We start from the raw sequence: 18,522 nt of genomic DNA on the forward strand, positions 1-18,522 counted from the left end.
TTATTCTTCTTCCTTCAGCCAACGGATTGCATCTTTGGCATGGTAGGTAATGATTAAATCCGCACCTGCGCGCTTCATGCCCATTAACATTTCAAGAACAGTCTTTTTCTCGTCAACCCAGCCGTTTTGCGCAGCCGCTTTGATCATCGCATATTCACCGCTGACGTTGTAAACAACAACCGGCAAATTAAAGTTGTTTTTAATATCACGAACAATATCAAGGTATGGCATGCCTGGCTTCACTATTAAGAAGTCTGCCCCTTCCGCCACATCTGATTCTGCTTCTCTGAATGCTTCCATGCGGTTAGCAGGGTCCATTTGATAGGTCTTGCGGTCACCGAATTGCGGTGCACCTTCAGCCGCTTCACGGAACGGTCCGTAGAATGCAGATGCATATTTAACCGCATAAGACATGACAGGAATTTCAGTAAATCCAGCTTCATCCAATCCTGCGCGGATGGCAGCCACAAATCCATCCATCATGTTTGACGGTGCAATAATATCAGCGCCAGCTTGGGCTTGAGCTATAGCTGTTTTTACAAGCAGGTCTAATGATTGGTCGTTAAGGATTTTTTCGCCTTCAACGACGCCGCAGTGACCGTGGCTTGTATATTCACATAAGCAGGTATCCGCAACAACTAAAACTTCGGGGAAATGTTCCTTAATATAGCGAGTGGCAACTTGAACAATACCATGGTCATGGAACGCTCCTGTGCCGCACTCATCCTTTGTTTCTGGAATACCAAATAATAGAACGGCTTTGATACCGTGAGCAACGATATCTTCCATCTCGGCATGGAGGTGATCCATTGATACTTGATATACTCCAGGCATGGAAGATACCTCATTACGGATATTTTCCCCTTCATAAATAAACAGCGGATAGATGAAATCGTCCGCCTTTAAATGATTTTCCCTAACAAGCGCACGCATGCTGGCGCTTGAACGTAAACGGCGATGACGTGAAAATTGAAGTTCCATTGTGTATACCTCCATTAAATTTAGCTAATTTAATATGTAACTTGCGGATAACCCTTCTCAACTTGCGGATAGCCCTCTCCAACTTGCGGATAACCCTCTCAACTTACGGATAACCCTTCCCTACTTGCGGATAGCCAGCCCCAACTTGAGGATCAGCCATCAATCTTTCTTTTCCAAAAAAACAATAACGCTCTTAACCATCTCATCCACCGTATACTCCTCCGGAGAGGCATGAATCGGCAGCCCGTATTCGAGCAGCCTTTTCTCGGTAACTGGTCCGATGCAGGCGATGATACACCCATTCAGATGGTCGGCAAGCCCATACTCCCCAACCACGTCCATCAGGTGGTCCACCGTCGATGGGCTCGTAAAAGTTAAAATGTTCAGCTCCCGCTCGGAAAGCATCTTCGCAAGTTTCTCTCGGCTTTCCTCAGGCATGTAGTTTTCGTAAATAATCAGCTCGTCCACCACAGCCCCGGCCTTTCGTAAACCAGTTGCAATGTATTCACGGGCAAGGTTACCCTTTGGCAGCAAAACCCGGATGCCCGGCTTAACTTGAGGCAAAAATTCCTCAACAAATTCTTCAGCCACGTAGACAGTGGGAACAAAATTGACCCGTATGCCTCTTTCCTTAAGTACTTTTTCAGTTTTTTTGCCGATAACCGCTACCCTTGGGAATTCCGCCCTAATACGATCAACAAACGAAAAAAACGTCTCCACCGTGACACTGCTCGTAAATATAATCCAGTCATATGTATCCAGCACCTTTAGGATTTCCTGAAGGCGCTGGTTTTTTTCAATCGGGCGGAAGGCAATCAGCGGAATTTCAATCGGAATCCCGCCGTATCTCTCAACAAGCTCAGAAAATGATTTCGCCTGGCCTTCCCCGCGCGGAACAAGTACCTTTTTATTCAATAAAGGCAGGGAGGGGCTCATTGACCCTCCAGCTCCCGCTTTACCCTGTCAATCAGATCCTTCGCTCCTTTTTCAATCAAAAGGTCTGCCGCCTTAATCCCGAGTTCTTCCGGATTTTGCCCGCGTACTTCTTCTTTAAAAATTTCCTGGCCTTCTGGAGAACCTACAAGCACATTTAAGACAATTTCATCGTTATCCTCGACACGCGCAAAGCCGGCAATCGGCACCTGACAGCCACCCTCCATTTTTTGCAGGAAGGCACGCTCTGCCCGAACTGCTCTTTCAGTTTTCTTACAAGTGAATTTTTCAAACAGTTCATGAAGTTCACGGTCATCTTCACGGCACTCGATAGATAGAGCTCCCTGACCAACCGCAGGAATGCAGATATCAGCATCCAAGAACTCAGTGACAACATCAGACGCCCAGCCGAGGCGGGATAGGCCTGCTGCCGCCAAAATGATGGCGTCGTACTCTTCTTCCTTCAATTTTGCCAATCTAGTATCAACATTGCCGCGGATCCATTTAATCTCTAAATCAGGGCGTTTCGCCAAAAGCTGGGCACTGCGGCGCAGACTGCTTGTTCCGATAATCGCACCTGGTTTTAAATCAGCTAATTTCACATGGTCCCTGGAAATCAGCGCATCGCGATGGTCTTCACGGAACGGAATACAGCCAATAGTTAGCCCTTCAGGCAATACAGCCGGCATATCCTTCATGCTATGGACGGCCATATCAATCTCTTTATCAAGCATCGCCTGCTCAATTTCTTTTACAAAAAGACCTTTACCGCCGACCTTGGAAAGGGTAACGTCTAGAATTTTATCACCTTTGGTGACGATTTCCTTGACCTCGAATTCAAAGCGGGGGTCAATTTTTTTCAGTTGGTCAATCACCCAATTGGTTTGTGTTAAAGCTAACTTGCTGCGTCTGGATCCTACAATAATTTTTCTCATGACTGCCTCCTAATTTACGAGTACCATAGATGGAATGATGATAGTTGCCCAAATAAGAAAAAGTTAATTAATACAATTAGAAAAGAACCGGCATTCCAAATCGCCAATTTCTTTCCCGAGAGATTTTTCACTGTCCGCAAATATAAATAAATGCTATACGCTGTGAGTAAAATAAAGGAACCGACAATTTTAATGTCATACCAAGGCATTCCCGGAAGCTTCAGAAACGCCCATTGCAAGCCCAAGATTAAGCTTAACAGAAGCATTGGAACGCCGATTATTGCTAATATGTAAGATGATTTTTCAAGTTTGTCTAAATCGGCAAGACGGATCAGTCTTGTACCCCATTTCTTCCTTTTTAATAAATCATATTGAAGTAGGTACAACACTGAAAAAACAAATGATAATGAAAAGGCCCCATATGACAGTATTGCCATTGTAATATGAATTAATAGCAGCTCGGATATCAGCTGTTTAGCCATGACATGGGAATGATATTGCATAGGTGCAAACGTATGAATTGTCATGACCGTAAAGCCAAGGATATTCGTGAAAAACACAATAAAGTCAACTCGTAATAAATGATTTATAACAATTGACAATGTTATTAATACCCAGGCATAAAAATAGAGCCCCTCAAAAATGGTTAAGACAGGGAACCTTCCTGTTTTCATCATATAGAAAAAAAGAAATACAGTTTGCGAAACCCATACAAATGCAAGTAACCAGAAGGCAATCCGATTTGCCTTCCGGTTATGATGAATAAAGTCGAAAAAATATAAAAGAACACTGAAGGCATAAAGAACAACCGTAAATTCGTGCAGCCTCGTCATCAAGACATCATACATAGCCGAGGCCCCCATTTAAAAAGAAGCCTGTGCTTCTGCAACCGTTAATTTATTCGTTTCGGCTGTTTTTGAATGGTGTTCCTTTGCCAGCTCTTCGATATTAAAGATTTTCATGAATAAGTCCATTGCCTGTTCGGCATCCGGTCTTGCCGCCAATTCCTTCGCCTGTAAAATTGGGTCTTTTAAGAGCTGGTTAATGATGCTCTTTGTATGCTTGTTTAAGACCTTTTTATCGCGGTCGGATAAATTTGGAAGCTTCCGTTCAATACTTTCCATTGTTTCAGCTTGAATGGCGAGTGCTTTTTCCCGGAGTGCTGAAATAACCGGAATGACACCAAGCATGCCAAGCCATTGTTTGAAGTCGACCGCTTCCTTTTCAATCATCAGCATGATTTTTTCAGCTGCTTTCTTCCGCTCTTGAAGATTGGCCTCAACAATTCCCTCTAGATCGTCAATATCATATAAAAAGACGTTTTCAAGTTCTGCGATTTGCGGATCCAAGTCACGCGGCACGGCAATATCGACCATAAACAGTGGCTTGCCTTTCCGCTTTTTCTCAACCGCCGCCATCATCTCTTTTGTAATGACAAAATCCTTCGCACCTGTTGAGCTGATTAGAATATCGGCCTCGACAAGCAATTTCTGCAATTCATCGATGGTCCTTGCTTCACCGTCGAAACGTCCGGCAAGGTCCATCGCTTTTTCATAAGTCCGGTTAATAACCGTAACCTTTCTTACACCATTGCCGTGCAGGTTTTGAACAGCTAATTCGCCCATTTTTCCGGCACCAAAAATCAACACATGCTTATTGGCAAGAGAACCAAAAATTTTCTTGGCCAGTTCAACTGCCGCATAGCTGACAGATACTGCGTTAGCTCCAATCTCTGTCTCTGAGTGCGCACGCTTTGCTAAGGTAATGGCTTGCTTAAACAAATGGTTAAAGACCGAACCTGTTGCTCCGTGCTCTTGGGCATTCATAAAGCTTGTGCGAACCTGTCCAAGAATTTGTGTTTCCCCTAAAACCATGGAATTCAATCCACAGGTTACATTAAATAGATGCTCGACCGCACCATCATCTTCATAAACAAAAAGAAACGAAGAGAACTCCGCCTGTTCCATTCCGAACCAATCAGCGAGAAACTCCTTAATATAGTAACGGCCTGTATGCAATTGATCAACGACCGCGTAGATTTCCGTCCGATTACATGTTGATAAAATAACATTTTCCAGGATGCTTTTCTTTGTGCTTAATTTTTTGACGGCATCCATAACATCAGTTTCATTAAAAGTTAACCGCTCGCGGATTTCAACAGGGGCAGTTTTATAATTTAGACCGATTGCTAGAATATGCATTTGTTTTGGACACCCCCAATATGTTTACAGTAATAACTAGACTGATTATATCATGAACATTTTCCGTCAGAACACGAAAAATGTGAACATAAAACGACACTATATGTTAATATAGAAAAATGAATAAGTTGGTTAAATAGGAATACTTCCTTATGTACAGTATCAAAAAAACAGACTAGTTTCAAGTGAACCTTACTGGAAGTGGTGTTTTTTAATGAAAAGTCAAAGAATTTTTCCTGGAATCATTTTAATCGGTTTTGGTGCTTACTTTTTATTACAGCAAATCGGAATGACTTTGTTCCCTGCATTTTTTACCTGGCCTACGCTTATGATCATTGTCGGGATTGCCTTTTTAGGCCAAGGCTTTTCTGGCAATGAGTCCGAAGCAGTTCTTCCGGGAGTCATTATGACCGGGTTCGGCCTTCACTTTCATCTGGTTGGCCACGTTTCCTTCTGGCCGCAAAATACGATTGGCATGTTAATCCTGATTATTTCAATTGGCTTTTTCTTGCGTTTTCAAAAAACAGGATCAGGGTTATTTCAAGCCTTCCTTTTTCTTATTGTTGCTGTATTGCTGCTTTTTTATGATAAGATTGCCGGGTATTTCGGATTATTGCAGAATGGGATGAGTCTAGTTTGGAAATTTTGGCCTGTCCTTCTAATTCTCATTGGTATATACTTCCTTTTTAAAAAGAAAAAATAACGCCCTGCGGTGATAAACCCGCCGGGCGTTTTATGTTTCTACATATAACTCTCAAGTATGGACCAAGCTTTATCTTTCCCCTCACCTGTTTCAGAAGAGAAAATGACAATTTGGTCGTTTTCGTCAAGATCTAATGTTTCGCGGGTAACCTTGGCATGCTTCTGCCATTTCCCCTTTGGAATTTTATCCGCTTTCGTGGCAATAACTATACATGGGATTTCATAATGCTTTAAAAAATCATACATCATCACATCATCCTCGGTCGGCGGATGTCTTAGGTCGACAATCAGGACAGCGGCCCTTAATTGTTCACGCGTTGTAAAATAGGTTTCAATCATTCTTCCCCATGCGGCCCGCTCTGTTTTTGAAACCTTAGCGTAGCCATAGCCGGGAACATCTACAAAATGCAGGATTTCATTTATCAGATAAAAGTTAAGTGTCTGTGTTTTTCCGGGCTTGGAGGAAATTCTCGCCAGTCCCTTACGATTTAGCATTTTATTAATAAATGAAGACTTTCCAACATTCGAGCGGCCAGCCAGAGCAAACTCTGGCAAATCCGTGTCAGGGTACTGCTCCGGCTTTACCGCACTAATGACGATATCTGAACTTGTTACCTTCATCGTGCTTCTCCTTCACGAAGGGCATGCTTCAATACTTCATCGACATGGGAAACCGGGACAAATTCCAATTCACCGCGGACGCTTTCCGGAATGTCATCAATATCCTTTTCATTATCCTTCGGTAAAATAACTTTTGTCAGCCCAGCGCGGTGAGCACTTAACGTTTTCTCTTTGAGTCCGCCAATCGGGAGGACTCTGCCTCGAAGGGTGATTTCACCTGTCATCCCCACTTCACGTCGGATTGGTCTGCCGGTCAGCGCCGATACCAAAGCCGTAGCGATGGTGATTCCCGCAGATGGACCGTCTTTTGGAACAGCTCCTTCCGGTACGTGAATATGAATATCGTGTTTCTCGTGAAAGTCTTCTTCGATGCCAAGTTCCTTTGCTTTAGAGCGTACATAACTGAATGCAGCCTGTGCTGATTCCTTCATGACATCTCCAAGCTTACCAGTCAGAACAAGCTTGCCTTTACCAGGTGCAAGCGAAACTTCGATTTGCAGGGTGTCCCCACCAACAGTTGTGTAAGCGAGTCCGGTCGCTACTCCTACCTGGTCCTCTGCTTCAGCCTGGCCGTAACGGAACCTTGGTTTTCCTAAAAATTCTTCCACATTTTTATCCGTAATGACAACTCGCTTCTTATCTCCAGAAACAATAATTTTCGCCGTTTTTCGGCAGATGGTGGCCATCTGGCGTTCCAGGCTTCTAACTCCTGCTTCGCGAGTGTAGTAACGGACGACCTTTAAAATCGCATCGTCACGAACCTGCAGTGTACTCTTGGAAAGTCCATTTTCCTTAATCTGCTTAGGCAGCAAATGGTCCCTTGTAATATGAACCTTTTCCAATTCCGTATAGCCCGCAATGGTAATGATCTCCATCCGGTCTAACAGCGGTCCTGGGATGGTGCTAAGGTTATTGGCGGTAGCAATAAACATCACCTTCGATAAATCGTAGGTTTCTTCTATATAATGATCGCTGAAATTATGGTTTTGCTCCGGGTCCAATACCTCTAAAAGTGCCGCAGATGGATCGCCGCGGAAATCACTCGACATTTTATCAATTTCATCGAGCAAGAAAACCGGGTTAATCGTTCCTGCTTTTTTCATTCCCTGAATAATCCGTCCAGGCATCGCGCCGACGTACGTTCTGCGATGGCCGCGAATCTCGGATTCATCACGGACGCCTCCAAGCGAGACACGGACAAAATTCCGGTTAAGTGAGGTCGCAATCGATTTGGCAAGGCTTGTTTTCCCTACTCCCGGAGGTCCAGCTAGACAAAGAATCGGCCCTTTCAAGGAATTGGTCAATTTCTGAACAGCCAAATATTCGAGTACTCGCTCCTTTACCTTTTCAAGCCCGTAATGTTCTTCATTTAGAATCTTTTCTGCCCGACGAATATCAATATCGTCTTCCGTCTTTTTCGACCATGGCAGGGAAATCAGCCACTCAATATAATTGCGGATGACCGCACTTTCTGCGGAGCTTGTCGGCACTTTTTCATAACGATCCAGTTCCTTCATGGCCGCATTATAAACGTGCTCCGGCATTCCCGCTTCTTCGATTTTCTTGGTGAGGTCGGCGATTTCGCCAGTCTTGCCTTCTTTATCCCCTAATTCCTTCTGGATTGCCTTCATCTGTTCGCGCAAATAGTATTCCTTTTGCGTTCTTTCCATTGACCGCTTAACCCGCTGGCCGATTTTCTTTTCAAGATTGAGTACTTCTTTTTCGTTAAAAATTCGGTCAATCACCCGGTTCATTCTTTGCTTTATCTCGATTGTCTCAAGGATTTCTTGTTTCTCCTTCAGCTTGATCGGCAAATGGGAAGCGATAATGTCCGCCATTCTTCCGGGTTCTTCAATATCGGCAACAGTAGCAAATGTCTCCGCCGAGATTTTTTTCGATAATTTTATGTATTGTTCAAAATATTCCAACATGGTTCTCATTAGAGCCTGGTCTTCAACATCTTTAGTGTCAGAATCTTCATAGGTTACAACACTGACAGCATAATGATCGTCCTCATCGTGAAATGTTACGATTTCTGCCCTGCTTAACCCTTCCACCAAAACGCGAATCGTACCGTTTGGAAGCTTTAACATTTGCTTCACTTTTGTTAGCGTTCCAAATCGGTATAGATCCTCCTCGGCAGGCTCATCAATGGAAACATCCTTTTGGGTTGTTAAAAAAATGATATGGTCATCAACCATCGCTTTTTCGAGTGCCTGAACCGATTTATCACGGCCCACATCTAAATGAAGAACCATGGTCGGATATACGAGCAATCCCCGAAGCGGCAGGAGGGGGACGATCAATTCTTTCTTTTTCGCCAAAATACAGCACCTCCACATGCAAAAACATGAATTTATACTGCTAATGCAGAATAAGTCTTTGTACAATTCTATCTTATTTGAATTAACGTGTCTATTTTTATAGACAGCGCTTTTTTCAATATACGTTAGTTTCTCCCTAACCAAAAAAATTACTTCAATATAAGCTATGAAAAAGTAATTTACAGCATACGAAATAAAAACTTCGGTTTGCTTTTAAGGACAAACCGAAGTTGGAAATTTAGATTGATTCTTTTTTTGTTAACTCAATGGAAGCCGGCACGGCATGATTTTTCTTAAATTCGTTCACAAATGCAATCTCAAAAACTTCGTGCAGATGGGTAACAGGCACAATTCGAATTCCGTCTATTTCGTTTAAAATCGTTTGGATATTTTCCTGTGGAATAATGACTGTTTTCGCCCCTGCTTTTTTCGCCGCTTTTATCTTTGGATAGACTCCGCCAATCGGCTTAACGTTTCCATGGATGCTGATTTCACCTGTCATCGCAACCGTGTTGTCAATTGGAATATTATAAATAGCGGAGTAAATTCCTGTCGCCATTGCGATACCCGCGGACGGACCATCAATCGGCACACCCCCAGGGAAATTGACATGAATATCATAATCATTCGCCGGAACACCCATCGACCGGAGAACAGTGATGACATTTTCAATTGAACCGCGCGCCATACTTTTACGGCGAATCGATTTCCCTTGTCCGCCAATGCTTTCTTCCTCGACAATTCCGGTAATGTTAATGGAACCTTTCTCCTTTGCCGGAATAACGGTCACTTCAATTTCGAGAAGTGCTCCTGAATTCGGTCCATAAACAGCCAAGCCGTTAACCAGCCCAACCTGTGCAGCATCATTAATCATCCGTTCCATGCGCGGTGTCATTTGACTGGAATGAATTACCCATTCAATATCTTCGTCCTTAATATATTGCCGATCTTCGGTTATGGCCAGCCCCGCCGCAATCTGAATCATGTTGACGGTTTCCCGGCCATTTCTGGCATATGTAGAAAGAGTATGGACTCCGGTATCATTAATTTCCATATTGACCTTTTCCGCAGCCTTTCGTGCTACTTTCACAATTTCCTCTTGGTTTAAATCGCGGAAGAACACTTCCATGCAGCGCGACCGGATGGCAGGCGGAATTTCGCTCGGTGTTCGCGTTGTCGCTCCAATTAAACGGAAATCGGCGGGAAGTCCATTTTTAAAAATATCATGAATATGAGTAGGAATTTGTGTATTTTCCTCGTGATAATAGGCACTTTCCAAATATACCTTGCGATCCTCGAGTACCTTGAGCAGCTTATTCATCTGAATCGGGTGCAGTTCGCCAATTTCATCAATAAAGAGAACACCGCCATGAGCATTTGTGACTGCCCCTTGTTTTGGCTGTGGAATCCCCGCCTGTCCCATTGCTCCTGCTCCCTGATAAATTGGGTCATGAACGGATCCTATTAGCGGGTCAGCAATTCCTCTTTCGTCAAATCGGGCCGTTGTGGCATCTAATTCTATAAAAACGGAATCTTTTTTAAATGGTGACTTTGCGTTCTTTTTGGCTTCTTCGAGAACGAGCCTTGCTGCCGCCGTTTTACCGACACCGGGCGGTCCGTAGATGATCACATGCTGTGGATTCGGTCCACAAAGGGCCGCTTTTAAAGATTTAATGCCATCCTCCTGGCCGACAATATCCTGAAAGCTTGTCGGACGCACTTTTTCAGAAAGCGGTTCGGTTAATGAAATAGATCTCATTTTGCGAAGCTGCTCCATTTCCTTCCGGGATTCCCGGTCAATTGACACCTTCTGCGTGCGCTGATTCTTGAGCAAATTCCAAAAATAAAGACCGATGATGATTCCAAAAAACAATTGTATAAATAAGGCGATCCCCGTCCAACTCATTTCGTTTCCCTCCAGTATCTAATTAACTCCTGTAGATATTAATAAGTATTTCCTGCAGGCTGGCGGAATAAACCATGAATTGAAAAAACTGAAGGGGGAGGAAAAAATGAAGATGTGAGTAAAATCCAGATACGCGCGAGTAAATTGGGGGTATGTGAGAGTATTCTGTTCTTATCCGAGAGTATTTTGAACGTATCCGAGAGTAAATTCATGAATCGAGAGTAATCCGCGATTATCCGAGAGTATTTCATCGTTATGCGAGAGTATTAAGCTCTTATCCGAGAGTATTCGGCACATATACGACAGTAACACTTAACCCCAATAAAAAGAACCCGAACCAATAAGTCCGGGTCCTCACCTATTATGCAGATTTTTCTTCTTTAACAACCGTACCATCTTCAAGGATCAGCTTTGGAACGCTGTTGTCCGCGACTGTATCCTTCGTGATGATACACTTGGTAATATCATCGCGGGATGGAAGGTCGAACATGACATCAAGCATGATACCTTCAATGATGGAACGTAAGCCGCGGGCACCGGTTTTACGCTCAATCGCCTTTTTCGCGATTTCCTGCAGTGCTCCTTCTTCAAACTCAAGCTCGACATCATCGATTTCAAGCATTTTTTGATATTGCTTTACAAGAGCATTCTTTGGTTTCGTTAAAATTTCAATTAACGCTCCTTCGTCAAGCTGCTCTAGGCTAGCAATAACTGGCAGACGGCCGATGAATTCAGGAATCAAGCCGAAGCGTAAAAGGTCTTCAGGAAGAACCTTGGAAAGCAATTCTTTTGAACTGATTTCCTGCTGTTGTTTCGGATCAGCACCAAAGCCGATAACCTTTTGCCCTAAACGGCGCTTGATGATTGGCTCGATGCCATCAAAGGCACCGCCGCAGATAAATAAGATGTTTGTTGTATCAATTTGAATAAATTCCTGATGCGGATGCTTTCTTCCGCCTTGTGGGGGAACGCTCGCAACCGTTCCTTCAAGAATTTTCAATAATGCCTGCTGAACGCCTTCACCGGAAACGTCACGGGTAATCGAAGGATTTTCAGATTTACGGGCAATTTTATCAATTTCATCAATATAAATAATCCCTTTTTCTGCCTTCTCTACATCGTAATCAGCAGCTTGGATTAATTTTAATAAGATGTTTTCAACGTCTTCACCAACGTAGCCGGCCTCTGTAAGCGATGTAGCATCTGCAATCGCAAACGGCACATTTAAGATGCGCGCCAATGTCTGCGCCAGCAATGTTTTACCGCTACCAGTCGGTCCAATCATACAAATATTACTTTTTGAAAGCTCGACATCATCGATTTTGCTGTTGGAATTGATCCGCTTGTAATGGTTATAAACAGCCACCGATAAAGCTTTCTTTGCTTTATCCTGTCCGATTACATATTCATCAAGGATTTCGCAAATTTCCTTTGGCTTCGGAACATCTTTAAATTCTACTTCTTCCTCTGTTCCAAGCTCTTCCTCCACAATCTCTGTGCAGAGTTCAATACATTCATCACATATATAGACTCCAGGTCCAGCAACAAGCTTGCGGACTTGATCCTGTGTTTTTCCACAGAATGAACACTTCAGTTGTCCTTTTTCATCATTAAATTTAAACAACCCTTTCACCCCTTAAGACGACTTATTTCTTTATTTAAAGCTCGCGAAAATTCCAAACAAATCCGATTTTTTCTACAATTCATTAGGTATGTATTTTGCATTGTAACACATTTAGCGGGCGGACTGGAACTAAAAAGCTTTTCTCAAAATATGTTTTTTATTTGTCTGGACTTCGCTTAAAAAATGAAATATGTACCTCAAACAGCTTAACCATAATTTTTAAAAATCAATCTTGGATTTAATTAATTCGCCGGCAAAAATTTTATTCCTGCCACCCGTTTATAAAAAAGGTTACCCTGTCCTTATTATAATATGTAATTGAAAAAATGTATAAAACAAGGCACGATAAAAATCGTGCCTTGGAACTATTTACGTATTACTTCTTGTTTTCAACAAGAAAGTCGATTGCTTTTTTGTATTTAAGTTCTTCTTTGATGCCTTCTGTTCCGCCAAGAGCTTTTTTGATGTTGTCAACAGGCATGTTGTACATTCCTGCCATTTTTTCAAGCTCAGCATTTACATCTTCTTCAGATACTTCTAAGTTTTCAGCCTTAGCAATAGCTTCTAAAGTTAATCTTACACGAACATTTTTCTCAGCATCAGCCTTCATTTGTTCGCGAAGAGCTTCTTCGCCTTGGCCAGAGAATTGATAGTAAAGCTGAAGGTTCATGCCTTGCATTTGCAGACGTTGTTCAAAATCTTGAAGAAGACGATTTACTTCGTTGTCAATCATCACTTCTGGAAGTTCAACTTGAGCATTTTCAGCAGCTTTTTCCACTAGTGTATCTTGTAAGTTATGTTCTGCATCATGCTTTTTGCTGTCTTCTAAACGAGTTTTGATTTTCTCTTTTAATGCATCTAAAGTTTCAACTTCATCGTCTACGTCTTTAGCAAACTCGTCATCTAATGCAGGAAGTTCTTTACCTTTGATTTCGTGAACAGTTGTTTTGAACACAGCTGGTTTACCTGCAAGCTCTGCTGCATGGTATTCTTCAGGGAAAGTTACTTCTACATCTTTAGATTCGCCGGCAGCAACGCCCACGAGTTGTTCTTCAAAGCCAGGAATGAAAGAGCCTGAACCTAGTTCAAGAGAGTAGTTTTCACCTTTGCCGCCTTCGAATGCTTCGCCATCAACAAAGCCTTCAAAGTCGATTACAACTGTGTCGCCAAGTACAGCAGTTCCTTCTTCTTTTACAACAAGCTCAGCATGACGATTTTGAAGAGCTTCTAATTCTTTTTGCACATCTTCTTCTGAAACAGTGGTGTCAAGCTCTTCTACTTCAAGGCCTTTGTATTCGCCTAAAGTTACTTCAGGTTTTACTTGAACAGTTGCCTTGAAAGTAAAGTCTTTGTCTTTGCCCATTTGCTCAAGGTCAAAATCAACATTTTCAGGCTGAGCAATTGGCTCGATACCAGTTTCATCGATAGCAGTCATGTATGCATCTGGAAAAATAAAATCTAATGCATCTTGGTATAGAGCTTCTACACCAAAGCGCTTTTCAAACATTCCACGAGGCATTTTCCCTTTACGGAAGCCTGGAACATTGATTTGTTTTACTACTTTTTTGAAAGCCGCGTCTAAACCTTCGTTTACTTTATCTGCACTTACATCAATTGTAAGGACACCGCGGTTTCCTTCTAACTTTTCCCATTTTGCAGTCATTCTTTTCCCTCCAACATCTATTACTCATTTCATTCGTAACGAATTTAGATTCGGAATATGTCTTGTCCACGAAGCCATTTTCCACTTTTTTTGCTGTAAAATAGTTTTTTACACAATGCAACCCTTACATTATAACACAGGATTTGTTTCTTTCAACAGCGAAGGTTATAGATTAGGATAAGAAATTTTCTCAATTTCTTCTATTTCCTGTATAGCAAGGGTGATTTCAACCGGCGATACGTCATAGTCTTTAGATAATTCATTTATTTCCGAGTTTATCCCCATATATTCCTGCGCCAAATATTGAAAGCCAGCAGCCCAGGCAGCCGGGGTCTCTGGCTCCAGTTCGAATGGGTAGCTGGTAAAGAAAATACGCTCTACCATTTCACTGATGCTTGCAAACAGAACGGGATTGCTGCTTTCAAGCCGATTCTCAAGCAGTTCTTTAATAGAGATCATTTTCGGCTGATGTCTTACATCTGCTATTCCTGTCGGATTTATGGTTATTTCTTCCGAAAATTTAACCATTTTTATGTTTTTGTCGACTTCCTGCTCTTTTAAAAGAGTTAATAGGATTGTTTTTAAAAAGGGATGGCCTATTTCCGCTTTTAAGTAATCTTCTATTTCGGGGACATAAGGCCTGATGTTTTTATCTGAAAGTCTTGAAATGGCCAGCATTTGCTCGTTCAGACTGGTTAAGGATAATAGATTTAATGAATCCGGATCGGTATCCTCCTCCGGCTCTTCACTCCTCAGATCAAGGCTTTTGTTCTCTGCCATTTTTCGGCTGAATTGGAGAAGGGTTAAGAAATGCTCCAGTCTTTCCGGCGGAATCTCTTTTTCCTCCAAGAGCGCCTCAATAGTTGAGACGATTTCCTGATATTCATGAAGCTGAATAAGCACTGTTACGTATAAATCCACCAATTGAAAATAGTCACCGATTCCCTTATGAAGCAATTCCTTTGCAAGGACCTTTGCCTTTTGAAAATTCCCAGCCTCAAAATAGGCAAGGACCAGGCCGATTAAAACATCATCGTTATCCTGATCCAATTCTTTCGCCTCTTCGAGAAGCCTGATGGCTTCAGTATATTTTTTATTTTGCAGGCTTTCTAAGCCTTTGTCCGTTAATCTTTTTTCCATTCCGGGGAAAAAAATCACGTTATCTATTTTTTTCACTTTTTCCCGCTTTTTCATAAGAATCCGTCCTTGTAGGTTATCATTGGAAAATAGTGTAACATAATTAACGCATAAAAAAAACTCACCTGATCAGGTGAGTATATATTTTGGTATGTAGTAGTGGCGTCCCAGGAGAGATTCGAACTCCCGACCGCACGCTTAGAAGGCGTGTGCTCTATCCAGCTGAGCTACTGGGACATAATCAGTAATCAAAGACAAGATTTATTATATTACCTTAGTATTTTATTGTCAACAGATTATAAATTTTTTCTGAGAAATAATTGGGGGGCGCTCCCCCCATTATTAATTAACCTTGAAATCACGAGCCAATCCCGGTATGTCCTTGCCGTTTAATTCATAAACAGTCATCCTGACGGAATTCTCCTGCAAGTCAAGGATCACGTATGTTTTTTCAACACGCTGGCGTGGGAGGCGGATGCTGCCTGGGTTCAGGTACAGGGTACCGTCGATCACCTCTGCCCCCAGGATATGCGAATGCCCAAAACAGACAATATCAGCACCAGATTCTTGAGCTTTGTAGGTTAATTTCATCAACGAAGTTTTGACCGAATATCGATGGCCATGGGTAATGAAAATCTTTTTTCCAGCGAGGTCCGTTACCAGCTCCAGCGGGAATCCGCCAAAATCACAATTTCCGCCAACCGTAAAATACCCCATTAAGGACTTGTGGTCCGGGTCCAACTGGGAATCACCGCAATGAATCATTAAATCGACATCGGCCATGTGCCTTTCCCTGATTACCTCAAGCTCCTTCGTCATACCGTGGCTGTCGCTTACGACCAATACCTTGCTCATTTGCCTTCAGCGCTTTCCAGCTTCGAATCTAGCACCGAATCCAATTTCATTAACGCATTCGCCCGATGGCTGATTTTATTTTTTTCATCAGCAGATAGCTCTGCCATTGCTACTCCCTTTTCCGGCACAAAGAAAACCGGGTCATAGCCGAAGCCGTTGGTACCCCTTGGCTCTTCCAATATCCGGCCTTCACAGGTACCTGACACCGTAAACGTCTCCTGACCAGGGATGGCAACTGCTAAAGCACAATAGAAGCGGGCTGTTCTCTGCTCCTCAGGAACACCCTCTAGCTCCGCAAGTACCTTATTCGTGTTATTTAAGTCATTTTTCGGTTCCCCAGCATAGCGGGCCGAATAGATGCCCGGACGGCCCTCAAGCGCGTCAACGATTAGTCCGGAATCATCGCCAATTACCATTTTCCCAAGTGCCTTCGAAATGGTTTCCGCCTTTAATGTGGCATTTTCCTCAAAGGTTGTCCCGGTTTCTTCTACCTCCGGAAGCTCCGGAAAGTCCAGCAACGTCCGCACGGTAATTCCCCTGCTTGCAAAAATATGCTCAAACTCCCTGGCCTTTCCGGGATTTTTCGTGGCAATGATAACTTCATTCATATGAATCTCCTCTATTTCTTTCTGCGATTTTCAATTTTTTGCATAATTTCCTCACCAAGGGCCGCCTTTTGCTGTTCAAACAGCTCCATGAGCCCCTCTTGAGCAGCACCAAGCAACCCTTGGAGATCATTGTAGGAAAATGTCGCTTCCTCACCCGTTCCCTGCAACTCAACAAATTCGCCGCTGCCTGTCATGACAACATTCATATCGACCTGTGCCTTGGAATCCTCTATGTAATTCAAATCTAACACTACTTGGCCGCCCTCTAAAATTCCGACACTTGTTGCTGCTAAATAATCAGTAATCGGAAATTTCGATAATGATTTTTTCCCAGAAAACGACTGTAAGGCAAGAGACAAAGCCACAAAAGCCCCCGTTATCGAAGCTGTTCTTGTTCCGCCGTCCGCCTGAATGACATCACAGTCAATCCAAACAGTTCGCTCGCCCAGCGCTTCAAGATCCACTACCGCTCTTAAGGCACGGCCGATTAATCGCTGGATTTCCATTGTCCGGCCGGTAACTTTGCCTTTCGAGGACTCTCGGATATTCCTTGTTTCCGTTGCCCGGGGAAGCATCGCATATTCCGCGGTGATCCAGCCTTTGCCTTGCCCTCTCATAAACGGCGGGACTTTATCCTCAATGCTAGCGGTACAAATCACCTTTGTATTGCCGACTGAAATAAGGACCGAGCCTTCCGGATGCATTAAATAATTGGTTTCAATATGTACGGGTCTTAATTGCAATGGCTCTCTTCCGTCTGCACGCGCCATATCCCAAACTCCTCCTCCGTGGTCACTGTAAGGGACTCTCCCCCCTTACAAAAACACTAAATACAAAATAGAAAGAGGCGGCAGTCAGCCAACCTCTTTGATTGTCATTATATAGTATAACAAAAATTATTTTTTAAAAACTACCTGTATTGACTTTTTCTGGGCGGGTAACCGGTGCAGAAAGCTTCTTACCCTTGTCATTCTTCAATTCCGCTTTACCGTCAACTAAAACAGCTACCTTTTGTACGCCCTTCTGTTCAGTCAAGGAAAGCACAAGTGTATCCAATAGGTTCTGCGAAATCACTTTCTCTTCAAAGCTGCCGTAAATATTTTTGTTAAAGTTTAAGGTTACAGTTCCGTCCTGATATTTCGGTGTTTCATTTAGTTTAACATCAGTCATAAATTCGGAAACAAGGTTCGACTTTTCACTTGGGCCCTTGATTAATTCATTGACTGCCGCTGTGATTGGATCCTTCTCACTTGCTTTCACCCTGCGGGTAACTGGCACATAATAGTAGGAGCCTTCTTCACCGCCAATAAAGTATACAGTAATTGGCTTCGTATTCGTGATATCCACTACATCCTTTGTATCTAAGTTGATGCCTGTTGCCCTGGAAAGCTTTTCGCTGATTGGCGTTCCTTTTACAGGCATTTCCGTTAATTCATGACCGTTCATTTTCAGCTTAACAGAATTGACACCATCAAACTGCGTCAGGGTCCAGGTGACTGACTGAAGGATTTTCAATTCATCCTCAGGCTGATAGTTTTTGAATTCCTTTGAAAAATCAACAACTGCAACCCCATCTTTAATATTAACCGATGGTTTTGTATCCTCAGGCAGAACGGCTCTAAAATCATTCGGCAGCATATCCGTTACAGGTCCGTTCACCACTAAGTAATCCAGCGCCTGTTTAGCGACTGATTTGGTTTTTGGAAGATTTAATGTTTGCGGGACAACATAACCATTCTTGTCAATGAGATATAGCTCCGTTTTCAACACATTCTCTGCATTTTCCTTCTTTACGGCCGCTGTTTCCTTATTGATGTTCTTCTCACTCGTTGTCGTCACCGTTTTTGGCGGATCAATCTTCTTTTGTGTTTCACTGCCAAATAGGCCGCAGCCGGATAGCACAACCGTGGAAGTGAGCACAGCCAGGCCAAGAATTTTTGCTTTATTTTTGAACATATTTTTCCCCCCTAAGACTGTTTGTACTATCATGTATACGAGCCTATGAAAAATTTAGACCGCCTCGAAAAGAAAA

Annotated in this window: 16 protein-coding genes and 1 tRNA gene; 1 reads left to right on the forward strand and 16 read right to left on the reverse strand. The window is 42.9% G+C overall.

What is annotated here, in order from left to right; translation table 11 throughout:
- From hemB to hemA, 5 genes are all read right to left on the reverse strand, one after another.
- Positions 1-981 (reverse strand): porphobilinogen synthase, encoded by a 981-nt coding sequence (gene hemB / locus V5M37_RS22610; protein WP_423799240.1) that lies wholly within the window; start codon positions 979-981, stop codon positions 1-3.
- A gap of 159 nt (positions 982-1,140) precedes the next feature.
- Positions 1,141-1,917 (reverse strand): uroporphyrinogen-III synthase, encoded by a 777-nt coding sequence (locus V5M37_RS22615; protein ID WP_423799241.1) that lies wholly within the window; start codon positions 1,915-1,917, stop codon positions 1,141-1,143.
- Positions 1,914-2,849 (reverse strand): hydroxymethylbilane synthase, encoded by a 936-nt coding sequence (gene hemC, locus V5M37_RS22620; protein ID WP_213144683.1) that lies wholly within the window; start codon positions 2,847-2,849, stop codon positions 1,914-1,916. Before hemC ends, V5M37_RS22615 begins: the two co-directional genes overlap by 4 nt.
- A gap of 14 nt (positions 2,850-2,863) precedes the next feature.
- Positions 2,864-3,697, reverse strand: coding sequence for a cytochrome c biogenesis protein (locus tag V5M37_RS22625; RefSeq protein WP_378584221.1), 834 nt, complete (start codon positions 3,695-3,697; stop codon positions 2,864-2,866).
- Positions 3,698-3,712: 15 nt separating this feature from the next.
- Positions 3,713-5,050: a glutamyl-tRNA reductase gene (gene hemA / locus V5M37_RS22630; RefSeq protein ID WP_423799242.1), complete on the reverse strand. Its 1,338-nt coding sequence runs from the start codon at positions 5,048-5,050 to the stop codon at positions 3,713-3,715.
- Between the two features lie 214 nt (positions 5,051-5,264).
- Here hemA and V5M37_RS22635 point away from each other — a divergent pair, with 214 nt between their 5' ends.
- Positions 5,265-5,753 (forward strand): LiaF transmembrane domain-containing protein, encoded by a 489-nt coding sequence (locus V5M37_RS22635; RefSeq protein ID WP_423799243.1) that lies wholly within the window; start codon positions 5,265-5,267, stop codon positions 5,751-5,753.
- Between the two features lie 38 nt (positions 5,754-5,791).
- Here V5M37_RS22635 and yihA read toward each other — a convergent pair whose 3' ends face one another.
- The 11 genes from yihA to V5M37_RS22690 form a co-directional block, all read right to left on the reverse strand.
- Positions 5,792-6,373, reverse strand: a complete 582-nt coding sequence (gene yihA / locus V5M37_RS22640; protein ID WP_423799244.1) for a ribosome biogenesis GTP-binding protein YihA/YsxC — start codon at positions 6,371-6,373, stop codon at positions 5,792-5,794.
- Positions 6,370-8,697 carry an endopeptidase La gene (lon, locus tag V5M37_RS22645; protein ID WP_213144678.1) on the reverse strand — a complete coding sequence of 776 codons (2,328 nt, stop codon included), beginning with the start codon at positions 8,695-8,697 and terminating at the stop codon, positions 6,370-6,372. The genes yihA and lon overlap by 4 nt, the downstream gene beginning before the upstream one ends.
- Positions 8,698-8,935: 238 nt before the next feature.
- Positions 8,936-10,603: an ATP-dependent protease LonB gene (lonB, locus tag V5M37_RS22650; protein WP_423799245.1), complete on the reverse strand. Its 1,668-nt coding sequence runs from the start codon at positions 10,601-10,603 to the stop codon at positions 8,936-8,938.
- 361 nt (positions 10,604-10,964) lie between these two features.
- A complete protein-coding gene (clpX, locus tag V5M37_RS22655; protein ID WP_213144676.1) occupies positions 10,965-12,227 on the reverse strand; it encodes an ATP-dependent protease ATP-binding subunit ClpX in 1,263 nt (420 codons plus the stop codon).
- A 376-nt stretch (positions 12,228-12,603) separates the two neighbouring features.
- Positions 12,604-13,890: a trigger factor gene (gene tig, locus V5M37_RS22660; RefSeq protein ID WP_423799246.1), complete on the reverse strand. Its 1,287-nt coding sequence runs from the start codon at positions 13,888-13,890 to the stop codon at positions 12,604-12,606.
- Between the two features lie 165 nt (positions 13,891-14,055).
- Complete coding sequence (locus tag V5M37_RS22665; protein WP_423799247.1) at positions 14,056-15,084, reverse strand: tetratricopeptide repeat protein; 1,029 nt, start codon at positions 15,082-15,084, stop codon at positions 14,056-14,058.
- Positions 15,085-15,187: 103 nt separating this feature from the next.
- A tRNA-Arg gene (locus V5M37_RS22670) sits at positions 15,188-15,264 on the reverse strand.
- Positions 15,265-15,369: 105 nt separating this feature from the next.
- On the reverse strand, positions 15,370-15,882 hold the full coding sequence (locus V5M37_RS22675) for a metallophosphoesterase family protein (RefSeq protein ID WP_423799248.1): 513 nt from the start codon (positions 15,880-15,882) through the stop codon (positions 15,370-15,372).
- Positions 15,879-16,490 (reverse strand): XTP/dITP diphosphatase, encoded by a 612-nt coding sequence (locus tag V5M37_RS22680; RefSeq protein WP_423799249.1) that lies wholly within the window; start codon positions 16,488-16,490, stop codon positions 15,879-15,881. The genes V5M37_RS22675 and V5M37_RS22680 overlap by 4 nt, the downstream gene beginning before the upstream one ends.
- Before the next feature lie 11 nt (positions 16,491-16,501).
- On the reverse strand, positions 16,502-17,260 hold the full coding sequence (gene rph / locus V5M37_RS22685) for a ribonuclease PH (protein WP_213144671.1): 759 nt from the start codon (positions 17,258-17,260) through the stop codon (positions 16,502-16,504).
- A 133-nt stretch (positions 17,261-17,393) separates the two neighbouring features.
- A complete protein-coding gene (locus tag V5M37_RS22690) occupies positions 17,394-18,446 on the reverse strand; it encodes a GerMN domain-containing protein (protein WP_423799250.1) in 1,053 nt (350 codons plus the stop codon).
- Between the last annotated feature and the right edge of the window lie 76 nt (positions 18,447-18,522).

It is taken from the genome of Neobacillus sp. SAB-20_R2A, from assembly GCF_049568635.1.
In the GTDB taxonomy this organism is placed as follows: Bacteria; Bacillota; Bacilli; order Bacillales; family Cytobacillaceae; genus Neobacillus; species Neobacillus citreus.

Excerpts from the sequence above, each read along its gene's own strand:
- V5M37_RS22675 (WP_423799248.1), bottom strand. The coding sequence starts at position 15,882 with ATGAGCAAGGTATTGGTCGTAAGCGACAGCCACGGTATGACGAAGGAG.
- tig (WP_423799246.1), bottom strand. The coding sequence starts at position 13,890 with ATGACTGCAAAATGGGAAAAGTTAGAAGGAAACCGCGGTGTCCTTACA.
- V5M37_RS22690 (WP_423799250.1), bottom strand. The coding sequence starts at position 18,446 with ATGTTCAAAAATAAAGCAAAAATTCTTGGCCTGGCTGTGCTCACTTCC.
- V5M37_RS22680 (WP_423799249.1), bottom strand. The coding sequence starts at position 16,490 with ATGAATGAAGTTATCATTGCCACGAAAAATCCCGGAAAGGCCAGGGAG.
- hemC (WP_213144683.1), bottom strand. The coding sequence starts at position 2,849 with ATGAGAAAAATTATTGTAGGATCCAGACGCAGCAAGTTAGCTTTAACA.
- hemB (WP_423799240.1), bottom strand. The coding sequence starts at position 981 with ATGGAACTTCAATTTTCACGTCATCGCCGTTTACGTTCAAGCGCCAGC.
- V5M37_RS22665 (WP_423799247.1), bottom strand. The coding sequence starts at position 15,084 with ATGAAAAAGCGGGAAAAAGTGAAAAAAATAGATAACGTGATTTTTTTC.
- V5M37_RS22615 (WP_423799241.1), bottom strand. The coding sequence starts at position 1,917 with ATGAGCCCCTCCCTGCCTTTATTGAATAAAAAGGTACTTGTTCCGCGC.
- lonB (WP_423799245.1), bottom strand. The coding sequence starts at position 10,603 with ATGAGTTGGACGGGGATCGCCTTATTTATACAATTGTTTTTTGGAATC.
- V5M37_RS22625 (WP_378584221.1), bottom strand. The coding sequence starts at position 3,697 with ATGTATGATGTCTTGATGACGAGGCTGCACGAATTTACGGTTGTTCTT.
- hemA (WP_423799242.1), bottom strand. The coding sequence starts at position 5,050 with ATGCATATTCTAGCAATCGGTCTAAATTATAAAACTGCCCCTGTTGAA.
- V5M37_RS22635 (WP_423799243.1), top strand. The coding sequence starts at position 5,265 with ATGAAAAGTCAAAGAATTTTTCCTGGAATCATTTTAATCGGTTTTGGT.
- rph (WP_213144671.1), bottom strand. The coding sequence starts at position 17,260 with ATGGCGCGTGCAGACGGAAGAGAGCCATTGCAATTAAGACCCGTACAT.
- yihA (WP_423799244.1), bottom strand. The coding sequence starts at position 6,373 with ATGAAGGTAACAAGTTCAGATATCGTCATTAGTGCGGTAAAGCCGGAG.